Annotated in this window: 3 protein-coding genes and 1 pseudogene; 1 reads left to right on the top strand and 3 read right to left on the bottom strand. The window is 67.2% G+C overall.

The features are described from left to right. From VF794_RS16230 to VF794_RS16220, 3 genes are all read right to left on the bottom strand, one after another. On the bottom strand, positions 1 to 492 hold a 492-nt coding region (locus tag VF794_RS16230), incomplete at its 3' end, for a dienelactone hydrolase family protein (protein WP_331111388.1). 37 nt (positions 493 to 529) lie between these two features. Then, positions 530 to 997 carry a molybdenum cofactor biosynthesis protein B gene (locus tag VF794_RS16225; RefSeq protein ID WP_331111390.1) on the bottom strand — a complete coding sequence of 156 codons (468 nt, stop codon included), beginning with the start codon at positions 995 to 997 and terminating at the stop codon, positions 530 to 532. 154 nt (positions 998 to 1,151) lie between these two features. Next, a complete protein-coding gene (locus VF794_RS16220) occupies positions 1,152 to 1,469 on the bottom strand; it encodes a Rieske (2Fe-2S) protein (RefSeq protein WP_331111386.1) in 318 nt (105 codons plus the stop codon). A gap of 145 nt (positions 1,470 to 1,614) precedes the next feature. Here VF794_RS16220 and VF794_RS16215 point away from each other — a divergent pair. Beyond that, a pseudogene (locus tag VF794_RS16215) lies at positions 1,615 to 1,792 on the top strand (helix-hairpin-helix domain-containing protein); the annotation flags it as partial.

Below are 1,792 nucleotides of genomic sequence, written 5' to 3'. Positions count from 1 at the left end.
GTCCTCGACCGGGCCGATGCCGCCGCCATAGAACGCAGCGGCCGCCTTGAAACGCGACGGCAGCGCGGCGTTCGCGAGGAATGCGTAACGCCCCCCCATGCAGAACCCGACCACCGCGACCGCGTCGACGGCGGCTTCCTCCCGGCCCAGCAGGAAGTCGAGCGTCCTCTCCGTCTGCGCCAGGACGGTGTCGTCGTCCATTCGCTGCAGGTGACCGATGGCGTTGGGCAGATCGGCGTACTCATAGACTGCTCCGCCGTAGATGTCGGGCGTAACCGCGACGAAGCCCGCGTCGGCGAAACGCTCGGTCAGCCGCTTGAAATGAGCATTGAGTCCAAATGCCTCGATGTAGATAACGACGGACGGAAACGGTCCCGAACCGTCAGGCCGCGCGTAATAGCCCCGGAGCCCATCGCCGAGCTCAACCCACTCACCACTTACGCTCATCGTCTTGCTGCCTTCAGAAAAGCCAGCAGGGAGCGCTGGCGTCACGTCCACATGTAGCCAGTGAGGTCGCTCGGGTCGCGGCTCAGCGCGTCAGCTCACGTACCGCGTGGCCCAGCTCCGGCAGGATGAGCTTCTGGAGCCCCAATCGCACCGCCTGCGGTGAGCCCGGCAGCGCGAAGAGGATCATCCCCTCGTACGTCCCCGCCGTCGCCCGCGACATCATCGCCGCGCTGCCAATCTCCTTGTACGACAGTGCCCGGAACAGCTCGCCGAAACCCGGCAGCGTCTTCTCGAACAGCCCCTGGAGCGTCTCCACCGTGCTGTCCCGGCGGCTGATTCCCGTCCCGCCGTTGAAGATCACCGCCCGCGCCCCCGACTCCCGAGCCTCCTTCAGCATCGCGCGGATGGACTCGGGCTCGTCCTTGATGAGCCGGTAGCCGCTCACCGAGTGCCCCTCACTCTCCAGCAGCTCGCGCAGCACCCGCCCGCTCTCGTCCTTCGACTCGTCCCGGCTGTCCGAGCACGTCACCACGAACGCGCTCACGTGCACCGGCGCGTGCGCCTTGTGCTCCGCCGCGGTCGGTGAGCCGTGCTCATGCCCGTGCTCATGAGAGTGGCCATGGTCGTGCCCGTGGTGGTGGTGGTGGTGGTGCCCGTGGTCATGGTCGTCGTGGTCGTGTCCCTCGTGTGCCATCGCGTGCCTCCTAGACGTCCTTGTCGGACAGCTCGACCACCAACTCACCGCTCTCGACGTCCACCTGCACCCTGGGCTGGTCATCGCACACGCCCGGCGACGTCTCGTTCTTCCCCGTGTCCATGTCGAAGCCGACCTCGTGGCAGGGGCAGACGACCATGTTCCCCTCCAGGCGGCCCCCGGACAGCAGGCACCCCGCGTGGTTGCACCAGTCGTCGAGCCCCTTGTAGCGCCCGTTGATCCGCGCAACGCACAGGCTGCGCTTGCCCACCTCGTAGCCCCGCATTTCCTTCTCGGCGAAGTCCGCCGGTCCGAGCTTGATCTTCATCGGCTCCGTCTCTCGTAGCTCTCTGGAATCAACAACCCGGCGCCCTTCTATCCCGACAGGGCCGGGCCCGGGGAGGGCTTGCGGGGGGGGCCTGCTTTTCCGCTCGCCTGCACCCCCCTTTCGAGGGCATTAACTTCCTTCCGTGATGCCCCCCGACAAAGCAACCGTGGCCCAGGTCCTCCGGGACATCTCCCTGCTGCTCCAGCTCAAGGGCGAGAACGCCTTCAAGAGTCGCGCGTACGACACCGGCGCGGACCGCATCTCCGGGCTCACCGAGGACCTCGGGGCCCTCGTGCGGGAGGGCCGCCTCCAGAAGCTGCCGG

The sequence above is a fragment of the Archangium sp. genome (genome assembly GCF_036389735.1).
In the GTDB taxonomy this organism is placed as follows: domain Bacteria; phylum Myxococcota; class Myxococcia; order Myxococcales; family Myxococcaceae; genus Archangium.
Note: the sequence above shows the minus strand (reverse complement) of the source record. Positions and strands in the feature narration are given on the sequence as shown.

Excerpts from the sequence above, each read along its gene's own strand:
- VF794_RS16220 (WP_331111386.1), bottom strand. The coding sequence starts at position 1,469 with ATGAAGATCAAGCTCGGACCGGCGGACTTCGCCGAGAAGGAAATGCGG.